The 17,644-nt window shown below is 34.4% G+C and carries 13 protein-coding genes, 3 pseudogenes and 1 other annotated feature (1 of these 17 running past the window's edge); of the genes and pseudogenes, 11 read left to right on the forward strand and 5 right to left on the reverse strand.

The window, feature by feature from the left end; all coding sequences use genetic code 11:
• Positions 1–100: a binding site (T-box leader), on the forward strand; it begins 155 nt to the left of the window's first position.
• A 68-nt stretch (positions 101–168) separates the two neighbouring features.
• The 4 genes and pseudogenes from H9L18_RS05830 (at position 169) to H9L18_RS05840 (ending at position 3,622) form a co-directional block, all read left to right on the forward strand.
• Positions 169–1,206 carry a methionine ABC transporter ATP-binding protein gene (locus H9L18_RS05830; protein ID WP_126793851.1) on the forward strand — a complete coding sequence of 346 codons (1,038 nt, stop codon included), beginning with the start codon at positions 169–171 and terminating at the stop codon, positions 1,204–1,206.
• Positions 1,199–1,882: pseudogene (locus tag H9L18_RS15380) on the forward strand (methionine ABC transporter permease); the annotation flags it as partial. The gene H9L18_RS05830 and the pseudogene H9L18_RS15380, both read left to right, overlap by 8 nt.
• Positions 1,871–2,746, forward strand: coding sequence for a MetQ/NlpA family ABC transporter substrate-binding protein (locus H9L18_RS05835; RefSeq protein WP_376765019.1), 876 nt, complete (start codon positions 1,871–1,873; stop codon positions 2,744–2,746). The pseudogene H9L18_RS15380 and the gene H9L18_RS05835, both read left to right, overlap by 12 nt.
• Positions 2,747–2,782: 36 nt before the next feature.
• Complete coding sequence (locus H9L18_RS05840) at positions 2,783–3,622, forward strand: MetQ/NlpA family ABC transporter substrate-binding protein (protein ID WP_126793848.1); 840 nt, start codon at positions 2,783–2,785, stop codon at positions 3,620–3,622.
• A 56-nt stretch (positions 3,623–3,678) separates the two neighbouring features.
• Here H9L18_RS05840 and H9L18_RS05845 read toward each other — a convergent pair whose 3' ends face one another.
• Positions 3,679–4,584, reverse strand: a complete 906-nt coding sequence (locus H9L18_RS05845) for a LysR family transcriptional regulator (RefSeq protein ID WP_185847480.1) — start codon at positions 4,582–4,584, stop codon at positions 3,679–3,681.
• Between the two features lie 99 nt (positions 4,585–4,683).
• Here H9L18_RS05845 and H9L18_RS05850 point away from each other — a divergent pair, with 99 nt between their 5' ends.
• Both H9L18_RS05850 and H9L18_RS05855 read left to right on the forward strand, forming a co-directional pair.
• A complete protein-coding gene (locus H9L18_RS05850; RefSeq protein WP_126793844.1) occupies positions 4,684–6,042 on the forward strand; it encodes an acyclic terpene utilization AtuA family protein in 1,359 nt (452 codons plus the stop codon).
• A gap of 1 nt (position 6,043) precedes the next feature.
• The gene (locus H9L18_RS05855; protein ID WP_126793842.1) at positions 6,044–6,355 is read left to right on the forward strand and encodes a DUF4387 domain-containing protein; all 312 of its coding nucleotides are present in this window, start codon (positions 6,044–6,046) and stop codon (positions 6,353–6,355) included.
• Here H9L18_RS05855 and H9L18_RS05860 read toward each other — a convergent pair.
• The 4 genes and pseudogenes from H9L18_RS05860 to H9L18_RS05875 form a co-directional block, all read right to left on the reverse strand.
• Positions 6,332–8,025 (reverse strand): annotated as a pseudogene (locus H9L18_RS05860) (IS1182 family transposase). The gene H9L18_RS05855 and the pseudogene H9L18_RS05860 sit on opposite strands and share 24 nt — an antisense overlap.
• Positions 8,026–8,174: 149 nt before the next feature.
• On the reverse strand, positions 8,175–9,554 hold the full coding sequence (locus tag H9L18_RS05865) for a peptide MFS transporter (RefSeq protein WP_126791939.1): 1,380 nt from the start codon (positions 9,552–9,554) through the stop codon (positions 8,175–8,177).
• A gap of 29 nt (positions 9,555–9,583) precedes the next feature.
• Positions 9,584–10,467 (reverse strand): annotated as a pseudogene (pepI, locus tag H9L18_RS05870) (proline iminopeptidase).
• Positions 10,468–10,508: 41 nt separating this feature from the next.
• Positions 10,509–11,585, reverse strand: coding sequence for a M24 family metallopeptidase (locus tag H9L18_RS05875; protein ID WP_126791935.1), 1,077 nt, complete (start codon positions 11,583–11,585; stop codon positions 10,509–10,511).
• A gap of 655 nt (positions 11,586–12,240) precedes the next feature.
• Between H9L18_RS05875 and H9L18_RS05880 the strand changes: the two genes are divergently transcribed.
• From H9L18_RS05880 to sufU, 5 genes are all read left to right on the forward strand, one after another.
• Positions 12,241–13,620 carry an LPXTG cell wall anchor domain-containing protein gene (locus tag H9L18_RS05880; RefSeq protein ID WP_126791933.1) on the forward strand — a complete coding sequence of 460 codons (1,380 nt, stop codon included), beginning with the start codon at positions 12,241–12,243 and terminating at the stop codon, positions 13,618–13,620.
• Between the two features lie 244 nt (positions 13,621–13,864).
• The gene (sufC, locus tag H9L18_RS05885; RefSeq protein WP_126791930.1) at positions 13,865–14,635 is read left to right on the forward strand and encodes a Fe-S cluster assembly ATPase SufC; all 771 of its coding nucleotides are present in this window, start codon (positions 13,865–13,867) and stop codon (positions 14,633–14,635) included.
• Positions 14,636–14,654: 19 nt separating this feature from the next.
• A complete protein-coding gene (sufD, locus tag H9L18_RS05890; RefSeq protein WP_126791928.1) occupies positions 14,655–15,944 on the forward strand; it encodes a Fe-S cluster assembly protein SufD in 1,290 nt (429 codons plus the stop codon).
• A gap of 1 nt (position 15,945) precedes the next feature.
• Positions 15,946–17,178, forward strand: a complete 1,233-nt coding sequence (locus H9L18_RS05895; RefSeq protein ID WP_126791926.1) for a cysteine desulfurase — start codon at positions 15,946–15,948, stop codon at positions 17,176–17,178.
• Positions 17,165–17,635: a Fe-S cluster assembly sulfur transfer protein SufU gene (sufU, locus tag H9L18_RS05900; protein WP_126791924.1), complete on the forward strand. Its 471-nt coding sequence runs from the start codon at positions 17,165–17,167 to the stop codon at positions 17,633–17,635. The genes H9L18_RS05895 and sufU overlap by 14 nt, the downstream gene beginning before the upstream one ends.
• Positions 17,636–17,644: the final 9 nt, after the last annotated feature.

A 17,644-nucleotide genomic window follows, 5' to 3' on the forward strand; every position in this document is an offset into this window, starting at 1 on the left:
CAGTATTCAGAGAAATTATTTCTTGCGTACTGGGTGAGGTTATTGCTGTGAGGTGATAACAAAAAAAGGTGGTAACACGATCAATGCTGTCGTCCTTTGTTTACTTTTATTTGAAAAGTAAATAAAGGACGGGAGCTTTTTTTGTTATCCAAATGAGGAGGAATTAATATGAGCATCATTGAATTAAAGAATGTATCTAAAACATATCAAACAAAACAAAAACAAGTAACAGCAGTCAATCAAGTCAATTTGACGATTGAAAAAGGTGAAATTTTTGGCATTATCGGTTATTCAGGAGCAGGAAAAAGTTCCTTAATCCGTTTGTTAAATAATTTAGAAAGTCCAACATCAGGCGAAGTTGTTATTAACGACAAAAATGTGAATCAACTAAAAGGAAAAGAGTTACGAGATTTTAGGAAAAAAATTGGGATGATTTTCCAACATTTTAATTTACTTTGGTCAAGAACTGTTATTGATAATATTTTACTTCCTCTTGAGTTGAGTAAAGTACCAAAAGAAGAGCGGGTAAAAAGAGCAGAAGAGTTAATTAAATTAGTTGGTTTAGAAGGAAAAGAAAAAGCATTTCCTAACGAGTTGTCAGGTGGGCAAAAACAAAGAGTCGGTATTGCAAGAGCGTTAGCTAATGAACCTGAAATTCTTCTATGTGATGAAGCGACAAGTGCTTTAGATCCTCAAACCACAGATGAAGTCCTTGATTTATTATTAGATATTAACCAAAAATTAGATTTGACAATTGTCCTGATCACTCATGAGATGAATGTGATTCGAAAAATTTGTCATAAGGTAGCTGTTATGGAACTTGGACAAGTGATTGAATCTGGAGAAGTGTTATCTGTCTTTAAAAATCCTCAAAATAAAGTAACAGAGAAATTTGTTAAACAGGATGCTTTAGTTGATGGGGAAGAAAATGAAGAGGCTATTTCATATCTCTTAGATGCTTATCCAGAAGGGATGATTGTCAAACTATTATTTGAAGGAGATAAAGCAACTGAAGCAGTTATCTCAAAAGCGATTCGAGAGTTTTCAATTGATATTAATGTTTTACAAGCTAATATTCGTCAAACGAATCAAACTTCATTTGGAACAATGCTGGTTCAGTTAACTGGAGAGGCTAATCTATTAAGTGAAAGTATCGTATTCTTTGAGAAAAATGGCTTAGGAGTGGAGGTAATCCAGTATGGATAAAGGATTTTTTCAAACGTATTTTGATTTTAGTGGTGTGAATCCAGAAAGTTTTTACACAGCAACAAAAGAAACATTATATATGACGTTTGTCTCAATGTTTTTTGTTATTTTGATTGGTATTTTAATTGGTTTAATGCTCTTTTACTTTTCTAAAAGTGACAAGCCTGGATTTAAGTTTGGTTACGGAGCGGTGTCATTAATTAGCAATACGTTTCGTTCAGTACCATTTATTATTTTAATGATTTTACTGTTTCCAGTTGTAAAAGCATTGATTGGAACCATGCTTGGACCAAGTGCCGCAGTTCCAGCTTTAGTTTTATCAGCTGCTCCTTTTTACGCAAGGTTAGTAGATATTGCTTTTAGAGAGGTTGATCAGGAAGTACTTGAAGCAAGCGAAGCAATGGGAGCGAATAGACTCCAAATTATCTTTAAAGTATTAATTCCTGAAAGCTTACCGGCTTTAATTTCAGGAAGTACAGTAACAACGATTACAATGATTGGTTTTACCGCAATGGCTGGTGCAGTAGGAGCTGGTGGTTTAGGAACTCTTGCTTACCAAGCTGGTTTCATGGGAAATGACTATTCGATTATTATGTTAGCAACTATTTTAATTTTATTAATTGTTTTCATTGTTCAATGGGTCGGAGATGTATTAGTTAAGCTAATTGATAAAAGAAATACATCAAGTGAAGAAGTTAGTGGAAAGAAAATTGGAGCTAGTTTTGGTTTAATTGTTGTTGTAGCAGCTAGTTTGTTCTTCTTAGTTGGAAATAGTGGGGAAGCTGATACAAAAGCACCAACTCCAGTAAAAGATAAATTAGTTGTTGGTGCTTCAACAACGCCTCATGCTGAAATTTTAGAAGAGGCAAAACCTCTTTTAAAAGAAAAAGGATACGACTTAGAAATTAAAGTTTTCCAAGATTTTGTATTACCTAACAAAGCTTTAGCTGAGAAAGAACTAGATGCGAATTACTTCCAACACATTCCTTATTTAGAAAAAGAAATCGAAGATAAACATTATGATTTTGCTAATGCAGGAGCAATACATTTGGAAAAAATGGCTTTTTATTCTAAGTCAGTTAAAAAACTAGATGATATAAAAGATGGAGCAACAGTCTTAGTAAGTAACTCTCAAACAGATTGGGGACGCGTGATTACCATGCTTCAAGATGCGAAACTAATTAAAGTAAAAGAAGGAACAGATTTAGTAACAGCAACTTTTGATGATATTGCAGAGAATCCTAAAAATTTAACCTTTAAATATGATATTGATCCAGCTATCATGACAACGGCTTATCAAAATAATGAAGGAGATTTAATTGCAATTAATGCAAACTTTGCAGAAAACATTGGTTTAAATCCTGAGAAGGATGGCGTGATTATTGAAAGTAATAACTCACCTTATGCCAATGTTATTGCCACACGTACCAAAGACAAAGACGATAAACGGGTGAAAGCATTAATCGATGTACTTCACTCAAAAGAAATCAAAGAATTTATCAATAAGAAATGGAACGGGACCATCTCTGTTGTTGATTAATTATAAAAAATAAGTGGAAATGAAGGAGAATGTTATATGAAAAAGAAATTATTATCACTCGGGTTAGTGACACTTTTAGCGGTAGGATTAGCAGCTTGTTCAGGGAGTCAAGCAGCAAAAGATAAGGATTCAAAAAATGAAGAGAATAAAACATTAGTGGTAGGAGCTTCACCAACACCTCATGCTGAAATTTTAGAAAAAGCGAAACCTCTTTTGAAAGAAAAAGGCTATGATTTAGAAGTAAAAGTTTTTCAAGATTATGTGTTACCAAATAAAGCGTTAGCTGAAAAAGAAATTGATGCGAATTATTTCCAACACATTCCTTACTTAGAAAAGGAAATTAAAGATAAAAATTATGATTTTGCTAATGCGGGTGCGATTCACTTAGAAAAGATGGCTTTCTACTCTAAATCAGTTAAGAAACCAACTGATGTTAAAGACGGAGCAACTGTTTTAGTGAGTAACTCTCAAACAGACTGGGGACGCGTGATTACAATGCTTCAAGATGCTGATTTAGTGAAAGTTAAAGAAGGCACTGACTTAGTTAATGCAACCTTTGATGATATTGAAGAAAACCCAAAAAACTTGAAATTCAAGTATGATATTGATCCAGCTATTTTAACAACAGCTTACCAAAATGATGAAGGAGATTTAATTGCGATTAACGCAAACTTTGCTGAGAATATCCAATTAAACCCTGAAAAAGATGGCGTTATTGTTGAAAAGGATAACTCACCGTACGCTAACGTGATTGCAACAAGAACAGATGATAAAGATGATGAAAGAGTGAAAGCATTAATTGAAGTGCTACATTCAAAAGAAATTAAAGATTTTATCAATGAAAAATGGAATGGCACTATTTCAGTAGTCGATTAAAAAAACAAATCTAGTTACAAACAATCAGAATCTTGGATTGCTTGTAACTAGATTTTTTAAATTAAAAATGCTTTTTGAGCAAGTAGCATTAAATAATCACAGGCTTCATTAGTAGTAGAATCCTTTAAAGTAAAAGCTTTAAGTTCCCAAAAGGCTGGTTTTTCAAAGCTAAGGTGAAGAACCTCATCAAAGGGAGAAGTCAGTTCTAATATTTTCTCTGGAATAAGGGTAGCTCCTGTACCAACACTTGCTAATTTGTAAGCCGTTGTAATGTTTTCTGTTTCCATGATGATTGTTGGTTTATCTTTTACCTCTTTAGCAAACTCATCAAAGATACCTCTTAATTTCTGTCCTTTTCTCAAAGTTAAAAGAGGTAGTTGCATCATTCTTTGTGGTGTCATTTTTTGATTTGACAAATGATATGATTCTAATAATTGTGAAGACACAGCTAACTGAATTTCTTCTTTTAAAAGAAAGGTTTCTTCATAAAAGGAAAAGTGCTGAGAATCTTGACTAGAAGCTGTAAAAAAAGCAATGTCTATTCGTTTGTTATCAAGCCAGTCAATCAAATCTTTTGTTTTTCCTTCTTTCATTTCTAACTGGATAAAAGGATATCGTTTTTGAAACGCTGGCAAAATGCGTGGTAAAAGGAGACTTCCCCAATATCTCGTAATACCTAAAATAATTTTTTTCTTTTTAACTTGTTGAAAAGTCTCTAGTTGATTTAGTAATTGTTTTTCTAGAAAAGTGATGTCATAAGCTGTTTTTAAATAAGATTTTCCAGCTTCAGTTAGTTTCACTGGTTGAGTGGAGCGATCAAACAGTAAAACACCTAATTCCTTTTCTAATTTTTTGATGTATTGACTCAAAGAAGATTGCGCCATGAAGAGATTTTCAGCAGCTTTAGAAAAATTACCCGTTTCAGCTACTTCAATAACGTATTGATATTGTTTCGTCAACATCTTATCACCTTTTCCGATAGTCTTTATCATTTAATAGTATTAGACGATAGTTTTAATTCATTATACTATAGAATTATGAAAGAAACAGGAGGGATTATGATGGATGAACTTAGAGTACTTGTGCCAAATGGGATGATGGGATATGGTTTTCCTTTAGAAGATTTTGAAAGGGGTTTAGCAGAAAAACCTCATGCCATTGTGGTTGATGCTGGCTCAACAGATAGCGGTCCACAAAAATTGGCTTTAGGAGAGATGACTTGTCCAGTATCAGCTTATCAAAAGGAATTAGCTATTTTAATTCCAGCAGCTAAAAAACACAATATTCCGCTAATTGTCAGTTCAGCTGGAGGAGACGGAACAAATCAACATGTCGATTTATTCGTTGAGATTGTTAAAGAAATAGCAACAGAGCAAAAACTGAATATTAAAGTAGCTTCGATTTATAGTGATATTCCAAAAGAAACAGTCCAAAAGGAATTAGCTAATCACAATGTTATTCCGATGACGAATGTACCTGAATTAACAGAAGATGATATAAATGAAACATCAGTTATAACCGCTCAAATGGGAGCAGAACCTTATTTAGAGTTATTGAAAAAGGGAGATGAACGCCCAGATGTGATTATTGGTGGTCGAACTTATGATCCAGCTCCAACTGCAGCTTTAGGCATTCATTATGGTTTCTCACCAGCTTTAGCTTGGCATATGGGTAAAATCATTGAATGTGGTGCCATCTGTTGTGTTCCAACGGGTAAAACAGTATTAGGTAGACTAAGAGAAGACCATTTCTTAATTGAACCAATGAATCCGAATTCTAAGGCTTTACCTCATTCAGTTGCAGCTCACACGATGTATGAAAAAAGTAGTGCGACCTTATTACCAGGACCAGGTGGCGTGTTAAATCTAAAAAATTGTACCTTTGAAGCTGAGACTGATAGAATTGCGCGCATAAGCGGTAGTCAGTTTGAAGTGGATTCGACTTATCGAATTAAACTAGAGGGAGCTAAAACAGTTGGTTATCGTTCTATTACCGTTATGGGATTAAGAGATCCTATTCTAATTAATCAACTAGATGATATTTTAGCTTATGTTAAAAATCAGGTGACAAAAGAATTACCCGAAGAAGCAGAGCAAAGCCAATTAATTTTCCATCCTTATGGTAAAAATGCAGTGATGCAACATTTAGAAAGTGTCACTGATGTGGGACATGAAGTTTGTGTGATAGCAGAAGTTGCTTCACCAACGCAAGAGATGGCTCAATTATTAGTTAACCGAGTGAGAACAACGCTTCTTCATTACCATTACCCAGGACGTATTGCGACATCAGGAAATATCGGGATGCCATTTACCCCGCTTGAAATACCTCTTGGTTTAGTTTGTCAGTTTAGTGTTTATCATCTGATGACAATTGATAATCCTGTAACACCTTTTGAAGTTAAACAATGGGAGGTTAATTAATATGTTATTACAAGAGTATGCACAAGTGATTCGTAGTAAAAATTCAGGTCCTTTCGAACTAACAATCGATATTATTTTTAAAAGTTTAGAAGACTATCAATTTTTTAAAGAAAAAGAACTATTAACAATTGAAAAAGTAGCTGAACTTTATCAAATGAAACAAGAAGAGATCATCAATTTTGAATACTTTGAAGCAGCAAGAGGCATTAAAATTACAATTCCTAGACCTTGGAATCAAGGAAGTATTGGTGAAAGTGATATGCATGGTTCACAACAATATGCGAATCTCTTAAGTGTAGAAGTTTCTGAATAAAACAAAAAGAGGCTGACCCAAAAGTCTCTTAAAACAAAACAAGAATTCTAAAATGAGGTTTATCATTTTGGAATTCTTGTTTTTTCTTATTTTTCTGTCTATATCCTTCCTAAATTTACTTAATTTTCTCAAATTTAGAGCCATAAAGGCAAATCCTAACTCTTGTGTTACTTTCTCTTGACCTCTAACCGAGAATCGATTGAACGACAAATTAGCCTTTAGGTTTCCAAAGGCTGGTTCCACATCAATTTTTCTTCGACGATAAATCGCTCCTGTTACATCATCGCTCAAAAGCTCTCTTCCGTGAGCTTTAAAATACTCCCAGTTACCATTTTTTTGAATGACTCTATTTTTATTACTTTTTGCTCGAGTACACAACGCTCTAACTGGACAATTTAAACAAGATTCACATTCATACATTTTTAACTGTCTTGTAAATCCATATTTATCATTACGAGTAGAATAATTTCTAAAATGCAGTTCTCTATTGTTAGGACAAGTATAGCTATCGGTTAATTCATTGTATTTCCAATTATTAGTAATGAATGGGTTTTGCTTATATTTTTTGGTCTGTTCTTTTTGATACATAGTGTAGGTGATTAATGGGGTTCTCTCAAAATCATCCAAGATAGCTTGGTAGTTTTCTTCACTTCCATAACCGGCGTCAGCTACAATATAATTTGGTAATTCAAAATAAGATTCTTTGATAGTGGTTAAAAAAGGAATCATCGTTTTAAAATCTGTTGGATTTGAAAAAGTGTCATAAGCTAGAATGTATTGATTGTTGGTTGCGATTTGGACATTGTATCCGGTTTCAGTTGACCATTCATCATATGATCTTCTTTCATTTTCATAAAAGTGGCGTCCATATCGATTTTTGAAAAACTGTTTCTCTCTTTAAAAATCTGATATTGTTGCTTATATTTTTTCTTTCTATCACTGAATTCTCGAAAAGCCTTTAAGGCTTTTTTAGGTTCCTTTCTTTGATGACGGAGTTCTTTTCTAAGGGTAACGTCTTCTGTATCATCTATTTGTTCAGTCAACTCAGATACTCTAGTTTCTATAGAATCGGCAATGAGAGTCAAGTGTTTATCATCCCATTCCTTATCTTCAGTATGAATCGACGGAATGATTTTTTCTTTGACTAATTGTTGATAATATATTTTTGATTTTTCTGTTAGAGATTCGTCATATCTGGTCGTACTCTTTCTCCAAACAAAACTATATTTATTGGCATTAGCTTCCAATTTGGTCCCATCAATAAAAATAGCGTCTTTTTCAATCAATTTCTGAGAAACTAATTGATTTCTAAATTGAATAAAACACTCTTGAAGAATCGGCTGAACCAAAGGATTCACTCGAAAACGATTAATGGTTCTGAAGTTAGGAAATTGTGATTGAGTCAACCATCTAGTACGAATACTATCTTTAGTCATCGCTTCAATTTTTCTACCAGAAAAATTTGACTGTGTGTAGCCACATAAAATAAGTTTCAACATCATTCTTGGGTCGTAAGATGAGGTTCCCATTTGATGATCAAAAACAGAAAAAACGTGACTTGGAATACTCTCTACTAATTCATTAATCGCGAAAGCGATGTCGTTTTTTTCTAAATAAATTTCTAAATCTAGTGATAATGTAACTTGTTTCATGTTATAATTTTTATACATAAATAGCACTCCCTTTTGATTTGGTTTAGACGCTTTAATTATAAAGGATAGTGCTATTTTTTTCGTCAAAAAAAGGAACAAAATCGTAAAAAGATTCTGTTCCTTTTATTTTATTTAAGAGACTTTTGGGTCAGCCTCTTTCTTCTTATTTAATTAGCTTCTTCTGCATGGTCATCTTCATTACCTTCAACAAGAGAAGTAAACTTGTTGTTAAAGATGAATAGAAGAGCAGCTGCAATAATTAAGACAATCGGGATACCAACGTAAGCTTGCATCATGTCGAATTTTAAGACAAATGCATACATATATCCATAGCCTTTACCAGCTAAGAATGAAGCGATAATCCAAACACCCATCATTACTGATAAAATTCTCTTAGGAGCATATTTAGTAATAAATGAGTTACCTAATGGAGAGAAGAACATTTCTCCTAAAGAAAGCAGAATGGAGAATAAAATTATCCAAATTAAGCTTGCTTTAGCTTCTTCACCTGCTCCAACACCACGTTGGAATTCAGCGGCAATTAACATTAAGTAAGAACTTCCTAGGAATAGTAAACCAATTCCCAGTTTTTTAAATAAACTCATATCACCTTGTGGTCTGGCTGATAGTTTCATCCAAAGAATAGCTAAGATTGGACCTAAGGCAATACACCATAATCCGTTAAGAGAATCAAACCAGGCTGTTTCAAATTTGATACTTCCCATTTGAGTATTAGTGAATTTATCCATGTAATCATAAACAGATAGATAAGACATGTACCAGAATAACCAGAAAATAACTGAGAAGAATGATACTAAGATAATCGCTAAAACACGTTTTTTCTCAAGTTTAGTTAAAGGTTCTTTAACTGTGTCTTTTTTCTCTTCAACTTTACCTTCTTTGAAAGGTCGTTTACCAGCATCTCCAAGGAAACGCCAGCCAATAATAAACCAAACACCACAGACAAAACAAATGATTGAGGCAAATAAGAATCCTTGAGAGAAACCAAAAGTCTCATTAGAAGCAAATGTTTTATAAACAAGAATCGGAATAATTGTTGTTCCGATTAAAGAGCCTATGTTAACAAAAGAATACTGGGTTGAAAAGGCAGCATCTAGTTCGTCTTTGTCATCAAAGAGTTGACCAGTAATCGCAGATAAATTACCTTTGAAAAAACCAGTCCCAACTGCAACTAGAAAGACCATCAAGTTCATCATTCCAGGACTTGTACCAATGGAACCTACATAATAACCAATAGCCATAATAAAAGCACCAAGAGGTATTAAGTAACGTGCTCCGATGAAACGGTCGGCAATAAAGCCACCAAAAACAGGCGCAAGATAAGTATAAGCAACAAGGTTAGCTTGTAAAATCGCAGCTTCCCCTTTACTGATACCAAGACCACCGTTGACTGCCGCGGTGATTAGAAAATAATAAAGTAACCATTTGGCAGAGTAATAAGCCATACGTTCAAAAGTAAAAGAAAGTGAACAAAAATAAAAGGAAGCCGGTCGTTTTTTTGACGGCTGAGTAGCAACATCATTCATTGTAGTACCCCTCTCTAAAATCCATTGATTTAGTCATGTTTATTTAACCATTCGGCTAGCATTGGCATATATTCTTCATGTTGATCCACAAATGGCATGTGGCGACTGTATTGATATAGTTCCCATGTTGAATTAGGAATTTTATCATGCATCATTTTGGCAATGTACGGTGTACATAAGTCGTCAGCACCACTTGTAATTAAAGTAGGTGTTTTTATTGTGTGAAGCTTATCCACATAATAAAAATCTTTTAATGTGCCGCTTGGTGTGTATTCATTTGGTCCCCAAGCATAAAGATAGGCTTGCGCACCTGAGTTTTTCTTTCTTCTTAACGGCTCAGGTAACTCAGGAGAAGGGTTATCTGCAGCATGACGCACCATAAAGTGGTCGTTAGCTGTTAAATAAGCTTCACTTGAGAAATCGTTTGTCTCTTCAGCAATGCGAATTGCTTCTTGATCCTCTTTAGAAAGGTACTTGATTAAACGATGTTGTTCTTCGCCCCAAAGTTTTGAAGATGGAAGAGTACTCGATAGAATAACACTTTTGACTCCTTTAGGTGCATAGTCACAAAGGTATTCTATCGCCATCATTCCCCCCAAGATTGACCAAGTAAATGGATTTCATCTAAACCTAGATGCTCTCTTAAAGCAACTAGCTCATTAATCCAAGTACTTGATTTCCATAATGACGGTTCATCTGGCATTGAAGAAAGGCCACAACCTAATTGATCATACATAACTATTTGACGATTTTCTTTTTTAGCCATTTCATCCATGACTTCAAAATAATTATGAGTCGAACCAGGTCCTCCGTGTAGTACTACGAACGGTGCTTTGTCTTTATTTTCTTCCCCAACGATCCGGTAATAAGTTTTATAATCTAAGTAAGGCATGTAACCTTCTTTAATGGTCATTTGAAAAGCTCCTCCTTTTTAAATCGGGTAATGAAATCGTATTAACCAATAATTTCTAATTCTTTAGAAACATGGTTTAAGTTTTCATAACCGTCTTCAGTACAAATGATTAAGTCTTCAATACGAACCCCAACTTCACCTGGAATATAGATACCTGGTTCAACTGAGAAAATCATGCCTGGTTCTGCTACAGCAGTGTTTGAACCTGAAACGTCTCCTGTTTCATGACATTCAATTCCGATAAAGTGACCAGTTCTATGTGTGAAGTATTCGCCGTATCCTTTTTCAGTGATGTAATCACGAGCAGCTGCATCGATATCACAGAATCTAACGCCTGGTTTAATCATTGCAATAGCACGTTTATTAGCTTCTAAACAAGTTTCGTATACGTCACGGCTTTTTTCTGATACTTCTTTATAGAAATAAGTACGAGTCATATCTGAACAGTAAGAATTTTTAACGCCACCGATGTCTAAGATAATGCTGTCACCAGGTTTAACAGTTGAGTTGTCTGTCATGTGGTGAGGGTCAGCACCATTTGCCCCGTAAGCAATAATTGGGTCAAATGAGAAGCCACTGTTTCCTAATTCTTTATAGATAGCAGCTAAACGATCAGTCATTTCTAATTCATCTAATTCTAAAGGAACTAAGTTTTTAAGTTGAGTAATAGCGTTATCGTTATCTTTTGATACGTCTCTCATTAGTTCTAATTCGTCTTCACCTTTAATTGCACGAACTTTATCAGTGATATCAGAACCATTAATTAATTTGGCACCCGGTTTTTTATTTAATAATTGTAATAAGAATTTAGAAGGCCAGTTTTTGTCGATGCCAATTTTTTTATCTGTGTAAACATGTTCTAATACTTTTTCTACTGCGTCATCAGTATCATCAATGTAGACAAGGTTTAAACCTAAGTCTTCTGTGATAGGGAAAAGCTTATTAACAACTAATGTGTGTTCACCAGAATCAGATAACACAAGAACAAGTAAACGCTCTCCAGGATGAATCCAATAACCTGTTAAATAAAAAATAGTTGCTGGATCTGAAATTAATAATTGACCAACATTTTCTTGACGCATTTCTAAAAGCATTTTTTCTGCACGATTTGTTTTCATTAATAAGACTCCTTCTTTGTATTGTAATTATATTCACAAAATAGCCGATGTACTCCTTTCTAATCATTTACATCGAATTGTAATTTTTGTTTTTCAATGACTCATTTTGGTACGTCTGTTACAAATTCATTATCCTAGTTAAAAAAGGATTTGACAATCATAAAAAACAATATTTATTTAATTGTCATTTGATTTTAATGTACCACTAAACACAATCTTTGTGAACCTTTTTTTAAAATAAGTTATCGGACAAAAAGTGGTCTATATGATTTAAGGATAAAAAAGAATGAAACTTTCTTTATCGACGTCATGTAAGGGCTTTATATAACTTTTAGTCTCGGATTCAATCAAAATAAAAAGAGTGTAATTAACCAAAAATAACGATAATTATTCACATGAAGAATAGTTAATATAGGTTATTAATAAAACAATAATGAGTTTAAATGAGTTTTCGGTAATAAAATAATGAGAAAAAGTTCTGTGATACATAGTTTTTAAGCCGAAAATCATTAACAATAGGTATTCTAAATTAGAAATAAATGTTAAAAAGACTCATGTATTATTGAGTCTTTTACAGCTGATTGTGAAAAAACTATCTTTGTTTTTTAGGTTATGAGATAATAAGGATGTAAATGTTAATTAAAGGAGGTTAATCATGAAAAAGAAATTGATATTTGTTGGAATTGTTTCTTCTATCCTTTTTTCAGTTAATGTATTAGCTGAGGAAGTTGGTCAAGTTGCTAACTCAGTAGAAGCTCAAACTGTGGTGAAGGAAAAAGAAGAAGATGTTGCAGTTGATACGAAAGTACTAGTTGATGCAACTACGTATTATTCAATTGATCAACAAAAACTTGCGGTAGGTAAATCAGCCAAGTTAAGTGTGAAACCTATTTTAGGTGTAGAGGTAACAGGTGAATTTAAAGAGTATAAGAATGAAATTATTGAGGTGAAAAAAGACGGAACAGTCGTAGCTCTTAAAGAAGGTACGACAGACTTTGCACCAAATTTTCTTTTATCTAATGAAACTAAGCAAAAGATTAAAGAAGCCTATATTAAACAACCAGGTAATGAGAAGGTAAAAATTGAAACTATTGCTTTGAGTCATAGAGATATTGCACAAATTTTTAAAATGGAAGTAGGAAATCCAACAGAAACTAAAAAACATCAAATTGATATCACACCAAGTTTTTCAATCGATAAGGAGAAACTTGAAGTTGGAGAAAGTGGTAAAGTATCGATTGCTCCAATCGAAGGTGTGGCTTTAAAAGGTAAATATAAACCATCTAAAAATGATTTTATTGAATTAAAAGAAGATGGGACTTATACAGCGTTGAAACCTAATAAACAAGCCGTACTCACTCCGTTTTTTGAAATATCAGAAGAATCATTAGCGAGTATTAAAAAGGCATACAAAGAAAAACCGGGTAATGAAGGAATTCCAGACGAAGATATAACTTTCTATCAGAGAGAGATGCTACAAGTATTTCATATTGAAATAGAAAAAGTAGTTGTTCCGATTAATTGGACAGTAGGTATCGACAAAACAACGATAAAAGTTGGCGAAACTGCACAATTGTCATTAGCTTCTCAACATGGCTATGCACCAAAAGTGGATTACCCATTAAATGAAGAGAATAAATTTGTAAAAGTTACTAAAGAAGGTGTTGTCACTGGTGTGAAAGTTGGTAAAGCAAGTATCAACACAACATTTAATGGTTTATCAAAAGAAGAAGAGAATAAAATTAAAGAAGCTTTTATTAAAGAAAAGAAACTAACCAATTTAACGATTGAAGATTTGGAAATAGGTCCAAGACCTACAAATATCACTTCTGTTGGTGTTGAAGTAGTTGCTGCTTCAACTGGTGGTGGTAATAATTCAGGAGGCAATACAACTAGCAAGAAAACCTATGCTCCTGTCAAAAAATTACCTAAAACAGGTGAAAGACAAACTTTTATTACTATCATAAGTGGTTTCATTTTGATAGTTGCTTCTAGCTTTTATCTTAATAAAAGAAATAAGCAAGAATTAGATTAATTTAACATTAAAAAAGCTTGGACAAAAAACTTGTCACAAGCTTTTTTCGGTTCAAAGTAACTAGGAGTATTTTTGATTAGGCTCTTTCTTTATTTATACTAATTATCATTTGTGTATAGTAAGTATCTAAGATAAATAAAGTATCAAAAATAAACAAGTGAAACTGATTGAACTTAATTCTCAATTGAGCTAGAATGATTGGTGTAGGAAAAATGTTTGAAAGATAACAAATGGAGGGAAAAGTATGTCCGTTTTAGAGATAAAAAACTTACATGTTTCAATTGAAGACAAAGAAATTTTAAAAGGTGTTAACTTAACCATGAAAACTGGCGAAATTCATGCCATCATGGGACCTAACGGAACGGGTAAATCAACGTTATCTGCTGCTATTATGGGTAATCCAAATTACGACGTAACAGAAGGAGAAATTCTTTTAGACGGTGAAAACGTTTTAGAAATGGAAGTAGATGAGCGCGCTCGTGCTGGTCTATTCTTAGCCGTTCAATACCCAAGCGAAATCCCAGGAATTACAAATGCTGAATTCATGCGCGCTGCTATTAACTCAAAACGTGCAGAAGACGACAAAATGTCTGTTATGGATTTCTTAGATAAATTAGATGAAAAAATGGCTCTTTTAGATATGCCTGAAGAAATGGCTGAAAGATACCTAAACGAAGGCTTCTCTGGTGGAGAGAAAAAACGTAACGAAATTTTACAATTATTAATGTTAGAACCAACATTTGCGATTTTAGATGAAATTGACTCAGGTCTTGATATTGATGCTCTTCAAGTTGTATCAAAAGGCGTTAATGAAATGCGTGGAGATAACTTTGGTTCATTAATCATTACTCACTATCAACGTCTATTAAACTACATCGTGCCTGATGTGGTTCATATTATGATGGAAGGCCGCGTTGTTAAAACAGGCGGAGCAGAACTTGCTAAACGCCTTGAAGCTGAAGGATACAAAGGAATCAGTGAAGAATTAGGCATTAAGTTTGAAGAAGAGGAATAATGGAAAGGAGACAAGATAAATGAAACCAATAGAATTAAAAGATTATCTTGACGACATCACATTATTTTCAAGCAGTCAGGAAGAACCACAATGGATGCTAGACTTGCGTTTAAACGCCTTAGAAAAAGCAGCCGAACTAGATTTACCAAAAATTGAACGCGTGAAAATTCACCGTTGGCCATTAATGAATGTAGGAAGTTTAAACGAAGAAGTTTTAGGCAATCCTGTTTTACCTAGCTTTGACGAGATGGAAGACAATCCAATGATCATTCAAGGTAGAACCACAACAATGTACGAACAAATGCCTGTTGAATTAAGTGAGCAAGGCGTTATCTTTACAGATATTTTTACAGCATTAAGAGAACATGGAGATCTTGTTAAAGAGTATTTCATGACAAAAGCAGTTCCTGTTGAGGAAGACCGTTTAACTGCATTCCATGCCGCTATGATGAATGGTGGGGTATTCCTTTATGCCCCTAAAAATGTTGTTGTAAAAGACGCATTCGAATCTTTATTCTTCCAAAATATGGGAGATAACAGTGCGTGGGTTAAACACGTTTTAATTGTTGCTGAAGAAAACAGTGAAATTACTTATCTTGAAAGACTTCATTCAGAAGGCGAAACAAGTGAAAAATTATCAGCTAACGTTGTAGTAGAAGTTATTGCTAAACGTGGATCAAAAGTAAAATTTGCTGCAATCGATCGTCTTGGAAAAGAAATCAGCACTTATATGAATCGTCGTGCTTATATTATGCGAGACGCTAGTGTGGATTGGGCATTAGGTATTATGAATGATGGCGATGTTGTTGCTGACTTTGACTCAGATTTAGTGGGCGAAGGCTCTCATTCAGAAGTAAAAGTAGTAGCTATCAGCTCTGGTCGTCAAACTCAAGGAATTGATACTCGTGTAACGAATAAAGCCTCTCATTCAGTTGGAAATATTTTACAACATGGGGTTATTTTAGATAGAGGAACATTAACCTTTAACGGAATTGGTCATATTCTTAAAGGAGCTAAAGGAGCTGACGCGCAACAAGAAAGTCGTGTGTTAATGCTTTCTGATAAAGCTCGCGGAGATGCTAACCCAATTCTATTAATTGATGAATTTGAAGTAACAGCAGGACACGCCGCAAGTGCTGGCCGTTTAGATCCTGAAGAATTATATTATTTAATGAGTCGTGGTTTACCACAAAAAGAAGCAGAAAGATTAGTAACAAGAGGTTTCTTAGGCTCAGTTATTACTGCAATCCCAGTGAAAGCTGTTCGTGAAGAATTTGTAGAAGTGATTGATAGAAAGCTGGCTGAATAATATGCTAGATAAAAAAATTAAGCAAGACTTTCCAATCCTTTTTCAAGAAGTCAATGATGAGCCATTAGTTTATCTAGATAGTGCAGCAACGAGTCAAAAGCCTAAACAGGTGATTGATTCATTGGTTCACTACTATGAACATGACAATGCAAATGTGCATCGCGGGGTTCATACATTGGCTGATCGGGCAACGACTAAATACGAAGCATCAAGAGAAAAAGTACGTGCCTTTATTGGAGCAAAAAGTACCAAAGAAGTTCTCTTTACGAGAGGTACGACAACTGGCTTGAACTGGCTATCTCGTAGCTTTGGTGACAGTGTGGTTAATTCTGGTGATGAAATTTTAATTTCTCATATGGAACACCATTCAAATGTTGTCACTTGGCAAGAGTTAGCTAAACGTCAAGATGCTAAATTGGTTTATGTTGATTTAACCAGTGAAGGTGAAATCGATATGGACGACTTTAAAAGAAAAATCAATGAACGTACTAAAATTGTTTCGATTGCCCATGCATCAAATGTGTTAGGAGTAACCAATCCAATTAAGGAGATGGCAACTCTAGCTCATAATGTGGGGGCTTATCTAATTGTTGATGGCGCTCAATCGGTACCTCATATGCCAGTTGATGTTGTAGATTTAGATGCTGATTTTTATGTGTTTAGTGGACACAAAATGTGTGGACCAACAGGAATCGGCGTTTTATATGGAAAACAGCAATTATTGGAAGAGATGGAACCTGTTGAGTATGGTGGCGAGATGATTGACTTTGTTTATCATGACCACAGTACATGGACAGAACTACCTTGGAAATTTGAAGCAGGAACACCTAACATTGCTGGTGCGATTGCATTAGGTAGTGCCATTGATTACTTAACTGAAATTGGTATGGCTAACATTCATCAACATGAACAAGAGTTGGTCGACTACGTCTTACCTAAATTAGAAGCAATTGAAGGATTAACGATATACGGACCTAAAGATCCTAAAAAACATAGTGGTGTGATTGCCTTTAATTTAGACGGCATTCATCCACATGACACAGCAACTGCATTAGATATGGAAGGAATAGCCGTTCGTGCCGGTCATCACTGCGCACAACCGTTACTTTCTTATCTCGAACTTCATGCGACAGCTCGTGCTAGTTTTTATTTTTACAATACCAAAGAAGACGCAGACCGCTTAGTAGAAGCGATTATTGCAACAAAGGAGTTTTTCACTGATGGCTTTATCTAGATTAGAAAACTTATATCGGCAAGTCATTTTGGACCATACCTCTCATCCAAGAAATAAGGGAACACTGAATGAAGCGACAAGCCAAATTGAGTTGAATAACCCAACTTGTGGAGATGTGATTCAATTGCAACTTCAAATTAAAGATGATGTTATCGAAGATGTGAAATTTGATGGGCATGGTTGCTCAATCAGTATGGCAAGTGCCAGTATGATGACAACAGCTATTATCGGAAAAACCGAAAAAGAAGCCATTGAGATTATTGCCAGTTTTCTAGAGTTAGTCCAAGGTGAAGAAGTCGAAGATAAAAAGAAATTAGGAGACGCTCAGATGCTTTCAGGTGTCGCTAAATTTCCTGCACGAATCAAATGTGCGACCTTAGCTTGGAAAGCCTTAGAAAGAGGTATTATTCAAGACAATGAAACAACTGTCGAAGGACACATACATACTGAAGGATAAGGAGTGTAG

The organism is Vagococcus carniphilus (assembly GCF_014397115.1).
Classification (GTDB): domain Bacteria; phylum Bacillota; class Bacilli; order Lactobacillales; family Vagococcaceae; genus Vagococcus; species Vagococcus carniphilus.